We start from the raw sequence: 6,627 nt of genomic DNA, 5'->3' as shown, positions 1-6,627 counted from the left end.
GGGCCCGCCGCGAAGCGGTGGGAGGGTGAGGGGAGTCCCCTCACGCGCGCATCTCCTGCTCGCGGGCGAGATTGCGGGCGAGCTGCTCCATGCCGCCGCGATAGGGCGGCGGGACGTGGACGCCGCGATAGAGATGCCCGGCGGCGGCGCGCAGCGTCCACATCGGGTCGATCAGGTGCGGGCGGGCGAGGGCGACGAGGTCGGCGCGGCCGGCGGCGAGGATCGAGTTGACGTGGTCGGGCTCGTAGATGTTGCCCACCGCCATCGTCGCCAGCCCCGCCTCGTTGCGGATCCTGTCGGCGAACGGGGTCTGGAACATGCGGCCGTAGACCGGGCGGCTCTCCGCCCAGGTCTGGCCGGCGGAGACGTCGATCAGGTCGGCGCCGGCGGCGGCGAAGGCGCGGGCGATCTCGACCGCCTCGGCAGGCGTCACGCCCTGGTCTCCCATCCAGTCGCTGGCGGAGATCCGCACCGACATCGGCCGGTCGGCCGGCCAGGCGGCGCGCATCGCCGCGAACACCTCCAGCGGGAAGCGCAGCCGGTTCTCCAGGCTGCCGCCATATTCGTCGCTGCGCCGGTTGGTCAGCGGCGTGATGAAGCTCGACAGCAGATAGCCGTGCGCGGCGTGGAGCTCGATCATGTCGAAGCCCGCCTCCAGCCCTCTTTGCGTCGCCGCGACGAACTGATCGCGCACCGCGTCCATGTCGGCGCGAGTCATCGGCCGGGGCCGCTGGTTGGCCGGGCTCCACGGCACGTCCGAGGCGGCCATCACCGGCCAATTGCCTTCGGCGAGCGGCACGTCATAGCCCTCCCAGCCGACCCTTGTGGAACCCTTGGGGCCGCTGTGGCCGAGCTGCAGGCAGAATTTCGCGCGGCTGTGGCCGTGCACGAAATCGACGATCCGCCGCCAGGCGGCGACGTGCTCGGGGGCGTACATCCCTGCGCACCCGGGCGTGATCCGCCCCTCCTCCAAGACGCAGGTCATCTCGGTGTAGAGCAGGCCGGCGCCGCCCTCGGCCCGCGCGCCGTAATGGACGAGATGGAAGTCGTCCGGCGTCCCATCCTTCGCCGAATAGGTCGCCATCGGCGAGACGACGACGCGGTTCTCCAGCCGCATGCCGCGCAAAGCGAACGGCGCGAACATCGGCGGGGCGGGATCGTTGACCGGCACGCCGAGCGCCCGCGACTGGAACCAGCGCTCGACGCCTTCGAGCCATGGCCGGTCGCGCAGCCGCAGATTCTCGTGGCTGACGCGCTGGGAGCGGGTGAGCAAGGAGTAAGCGAACTGGATCGGCTCGAAGCGGAGGTAGCGCTCGACCGTCTCGAACCATTCGGTCGAGTTGCGCGCGCTGTTCTGCAGCTTCAGCACCTCGAGGTCGCGCTCGGCCTGATATTCCTCGAGCGCCGCCTCGCGCGGGAGGCCGGGGCGGTTCAGCACCTCGGCGAGCTTGATCGCATCCTCGAGCGCCAGCTTGGTGCCGGAGCCGATCGAGAAATGGGCGGTGTGGGCCGCATCGCCGATCAGCACGATGTTGCGATGGGTCCAGCGCGCGCAGCGGATCCGGCGGAAGTTCAGCCAGGCTTTCGGCCCCGGCAGGTGGCCTGCGTTCGACAGCAGCGGCTGGCCGTCGAGCCATTTGGCGAAGATCCGCTCGCACAAGGCGATCGCGGCCGGCTGGTCCATTGCGTCGAGCCCGAGGCCGGCCCAGGTCTCCGGCGCCATCTCGACGATGAAGGTCGAGAGACCCTCGTCGAAGCGGTAAGCGTGCGCCCACACCCAGCCCGCCTCGGTCTCTTCGAAGGCGAAGGTGAAGGCTTCGAAGACTCGCGGCGTGCCGAACCAGAAGAATCTGTTGCGCCGGACCTCGATGTCGACCCCGAAGGCCTCGGCGTGCGCCGTGCGGGCGCGGCTGTTCGCGCCGTCGGCGGCGACGACCAGATCGTAGCGCCCGGCGAGTTCGTCCGCGTCCGCCTCATGCTCGAAATGGAGGCGGACGCCGAGCGCCCGCGCCCGCGCCTGGAGGATGCCGAGCAGGGTCTTGCGGCCGATGCCGATGAAGCCGTGGCCGGACGAGCGGATGGTCTCGCCGCGCAGATGGACCTCGATATCGTCCCAATGCGCGAAACGATCCCGGATCGTCGCGCCGGAGACGGGATCGTTCGCCATCAGATTGTCGACGGTCTGGTCGGAAAAGACCACGCCCCAGCCGAACGTGTCGTCGGGCCGGTTGCGCTCGTACAGGTCGATGTCGTGCGCCGGGTCGCGCAGCTTCATCGAAATCGCGAAATAGAGCCCCGCCGGTCCCCCGCCGAGGCATGCGATCCGCATCACCCTCTCCCTTTTCCGGAGGAGGCTAGAGCGTGCGGGGGACGATTGGCAAGCGGCGCCCTGCCGCGGAGAAGCGCGGGGCCGGTCGCGCGGGCGTCACTTCGGTCCGGCGGGGGTGCGCGCCGGCTCGGCCGGGGCGGGGGCCCGCAGGTCGGGCGTCGGCGCGGCGCCCGGCCGCGCCGCGGCGACCTCGGCATATCCGCCGCAATATCGTTTTCCGGCCGCGCCGCCGATCACCTGTTCGCCGCAATAATCTTTGGGCCGCATGACGACGTTGCGAAGGACGAGGACGCGTCCGTCGCGCAGCTCCACCGCCAGCCGGCCGTCGGGGCCCACCATCACGAACGCCGTGGACAGGGTGCGGCGCCCCTCGGCCTCTGCGGGAGAGTCGGCCGTCGCGCCGGGGAGAGGGTTGTCCACGACGGGGACCGGCTCCGGGATCGGCCCCTGTGCGGCTTGGCCCCGGTCGCCGGCGCTTTGCGGGGCCCCGTTCGATGAACCCGCAGCCTGTCCGGCGGGCGCGGCGCGCGTCTCCGGCGCGGACGTTTCTGGAGCCTGGCTCGGGCTGCGCATGTCGTTGTCCTGTGGCGAAGGGGTGCAGGCGGCGAGCGTCGCGGCAAACGACAGCAATAAGCGGATCATCGCGCGCTCCGTGGGCCTGAACACAGCCCCAACTACGCGAACCGAGGATACGAGTCACTAGCGGCAAAAAGGCCGCTAGGAGGTCCGATCCAAAAGTGTTAATTCCCGTTAATCAATCGCATAGGGGTGATTCGCGCGCATATTTGACCAGACTTTCCGGCGCGGCTTCGACCTTGCAATTCATCACATGGGGGGATCACGAATGAGCACCGAACTCGGCTTTGACGCGCCTGCGAGCAACCTCGTTCCGCTGGAGGAAATCGCGCACACCACATTCGTGGAAGGGTGCGGCTGCGCAGCCTGCCAGGGCTTCCAGGACGCCGGCACCGACGGCGTGATCTCCAAGGGCGGCTTCAACGAGGCCAATCCCGAGAGCGGCGGCATTGGCGTGCTCCTGCCGCTGGTCACCAACCCCGACGGCAGCCGCTCGATTACCGGCGAGCGCAACGTCGACGCGATCCTGATCGGCGCCAAATGGGGCGCGACGAACCTGACCTTCAGCTTCCCGAAATCGGGCTCCAACTACAACGGCACCGGCTTCGACAGCAACGGCGTCAGCATCTACCACATGGAGCTCGGCGCTCAGCAGCAGGCGGCGGCGCGGGCGGCCTTCGCGCAGATTTCCGCGGCCACCGGGCTGACCTTCACCGAGATCACCGAGACCGACACGGTCCACGCCAACATCCGCATCTCGCAAAGCGGCGACAATGACGTGACCTCCGCCTACGGCGGCTTCCCGTCCGACACGCGCGGCGTCGCGGGCGACATCTGGTTCGGCCGCACCAGCCAGCCTTATTACGATCTCGCCTATAAGGGCACGTGGGGCTACGCCACGATGATGCACGAGATCGGCCACACCATGGGGCTGAAGCACGGGCACCAGGATTACACCAACTCCGATCTTTCCTTCTATTTCGGCACCTCGCCGCGCCGCGGCACCCAGTCGCTGACTCCGGACAACGACGGCCAGGCCTGGTCGCTGATGACCTATACCCCGGCGCCGTTCACCAACAGCAACTTCGCCGGCGAGAAGGTCAACCAGCCGCAGACGTACATGCAGTACGATCTGGCGGCGCTGCAGTACATGTACGGCGCTAATTACAACACCAATGCGGGCGACACCGTCTACACCTGGAGCGAGACGACGGGCGAGATGTTCGTCAACGGCGTCGGCCAGGGCGCGCCGTCCGGCAACACGATCCTGCTGACCATCTGGGACGGGGGCGGCGTCGATACCCTCGACCTCAGCAACTATGCCGACGGCGTCACCGTCGATCTGCGTCCGGGCCAGTTCTCCACCTTCGACCAGGACCAGCTCGCCAACCACCTAGCCTACCAGAATCTGACGGCGCTGGCGCCGGGCAACGTCGCGATGTCGCTGCTCTACAACAACGACGGCCGCTCGCTGATCGAGAACGCCAAGGGCGGCATCGGCAACGACGTCTTCGTCGGCAACGTCGCCAACAACGTGCTCGACGGCGGCGCCGGCAGCGACACGGTGATCTTCACCAACACCACCGGCATCAACGTCACGCTGAACGACACCGGCGCCGATGTCGTCGTCAGCCATGACGGCGAGACCGACACGCTGCGCAGCATCGAGAACATCGTCGGCACCAGCGCCAGCGACACGATCACCGGCAACAGCCAGGACAATTCGCTGTACGGCGGCACCGGCGGGGCCGACACGCTGTCGGGCGGCGCCGGCAACGACAGGCTGTTCGGCGGCGGCTTCACCACCACCACGACCTATTCGGCGCCGTCGCAGGCCGACATCACCAAGGCGCAATCGACCAACAACGGCAGCATCGCGACCGCGGTGGCGACGGCCGGTGCCTTCGACGTCGACGCGAACCCGAACATCATCAACTCGACCTCGGTCCCGCACGCGACGATCAACGCCACGGCGGCCGGCGGCGCGGTCGAATATTACAAGATCGAGGTCACCCAGGCGGGCGCCCAGGCCGTGTTCGACATGGACGGCAACGGCACGATCGGCGACAACATCATCGAGCTCGTCAACAGCACGGGCACGGTCCTGGCCAGCAACGACACCGGCCCCGGCGATCCCGGCACCACGACCAACGACGACGCCTATATCGCCTACACCTTCGCCACCCCGGGCACCTATTACATCCGGGTCGGGCGCTGGATCTCCGGCTCGTCGGCGGCCCAGCCGCTGGTCGCCGGCCAGACCTATCAGCTCCACATCTCGCTGCAGGGTGCGGCGGCCGTGACCACCACGGTCAGCGCCAACAACACCAGCAGCGCCGTGCTCGACGGCGGCGCCGGCAACGACCTGCTCGTCGGCACCCTTGCCGACGACCTGTTGAACGGCGGCAGCGACAACGACACGGCTTCGTTCGTCAACGCCTTCAGCGGCGGCTCGACGACCGGCGTCACGGTCGATCTCAACGTCCAGGGGGTCGCCCAGAACACGGTTGCGGCCGGTTCAGACACGCTCAGCGGCATCGAGAATCTGGTCGGCTCGGGTCTCAACGACACGCTCACCGGCGACGGCAACGACAACGTGATCGAAGGCGGCCTGGGCAATGACGTCCTGGCCGGCGGCGCAGGCGTCGACACCGCGTCTTATGCGGGCGCCGCGGCCGGCGTCGCTGTCAGCCTCGCCCTCCAGGGTTCGGCGCAGAACACCGTCAATGCGGGCACCGACACCCTCAGCGGGTTCGAGAACCTGTCCGGCTCGGCGTTCGCCGACAGCCTGACCGGCGACGCCAGCGCTAACGTCGTTTCCGGCGGCGCCGGCGACGATACGCTGAACCCGGGCGCCAACGCGGCCGGCGCCGTCGACCTGCTCGACGGCGGGGCCGGCGCGGACACCGCCTCCTTCGCCGGCCTCGGCGCGGTGACGGTGGCGCTGAACGGCGCGGGCGATGCCACCGCCACGATCGGCGGTGCGGCGGTCGCCACCCTGCGCAGCATCGAGAATCTGCTCGGCGGCGCGAATGCCGACACCCTCACCGGTGACGCCGGCAGCAACGTGATCGACGGCGGCCTCGGCGACGACGTCCTCGAGGGCGGCGCCGGCGTGGACACGATCTCCTTCGCCAGCGCCGGCTCGGCGGCGGTGACGGTCAACCTCGCCACCACCACGGCCCAGGCGACCGGCCGGGGCAGCAAGACCATCTCCGGCTTCGAGAACGTGCTGACCGGCACGGGCAACGACGCCGTCACCGGCGACGGCGGGGACAACGTCTTCTTCGAAGGCCGCGGCAACGACGTCTACAACGGCGCCGGAGGATCGGACACTCTGGACTATTCGGCCTCGACGTCGACGGTCGCGATGAACCTCGCCCTCGCCACCGCGCAGAACACCGGCACCTGGGGCGGCACCGATACGATCTCCAACATCGAGAACTTCGTCGGCGCGGCGACGTTCGCCAACACTGTGATCGGCAGCGCCGCCGCCAACCGCCTGGTCGGCGGCTCCGCGGTCGACACGATGGAAGGCCGGAACGGCGCCGATGTCCTGATCGGCGGCGCCGGTAACGACACCCTGCTGGGCGGCACGACCGGCGCTCTGGACGACGGCAGCGCCGACGTGCTCGAGGGCGGCGCCGGCAGCGACTTCCTGTCCGGCGGCCAGGGCAACGACATCCTGCGCGGCGGCGACGGCGACGACAGCCTGGTCGGCG

At 69.1% G+C, this 6,627-nt stretch carries 3 protein-coding genes; 1 reads left to right on the top strand and 2 read right to left on the bottom strand.

Annotated elements, in window-relative coordinates:
- Positions 1 to 40: 40 nt before the first annotated feature.
- Both E2493_RS20775 and E2493_RS20770 read right to left on the bottom strand, forming a co-directional pair.
- On the bottom strand, positions 41 to 2,329 hold the full coding sequence (locus E2493_RS20775; RefSeq protein WP_135090670.1) for a bifunctional salicylyl-CoA 5-hydroxylase/oxidoreductase: 2,289 nt from the start codon (positions 2,327 to 2,329) through the stop codon (positions 41 to 43).
- A 96-nt stretch (positions 2,330 to 2,425) separates the two neighbouring features.
- A complete protein-coding gene (locus E2493_RS20770; RefSeq protein ID WP_135090669.1) occupies positions 2,426 to 2,749 on the bottom strand; it encodes a hypothetical protein in 324 nt (107 codons plus the stop codon).
- Positions 2,750 to 3,173: 424 nt separating this feature from the next.
- Here E2493_RS20770 and E2493_RS20765 point away from each other — a divergent pair.
- The coding region (locus E2493_RS20765; RefSeq protein WP_167737678.1) for a M10 family metallopeptidase C-terminal domain-containing protein at positions 3,174 to 6,627 on the top strand (3,454 nt) is incomplete at its 3' end.

It is taken from the genome of Sphingomonas parva (ex Maeng et al. 2020), assembly GCF_004564275.1.
Lineage (GTDB): Bacteria > Pseudomonadota > Alphaproteobacteria > Sphingomonadales > Sphingomonadaceae > Allosphingosinicella > Allosphingosinicella parva.
Note: the sequence above shows the minus strand (reverse complement) of the source record. Positions and strands in the feature narration are given on the sequence as shown.

Bases quoted from the DNA above. Each gene is read 5' to 3' on its own strand.
- E2493_RS20775 (WP_135090670.1), bottom strand. From the start codon at position 2,329: ATGCGGATCGCATGCCTCGGCGGGGGACCGGCGGGGCTCTATTTCGCG.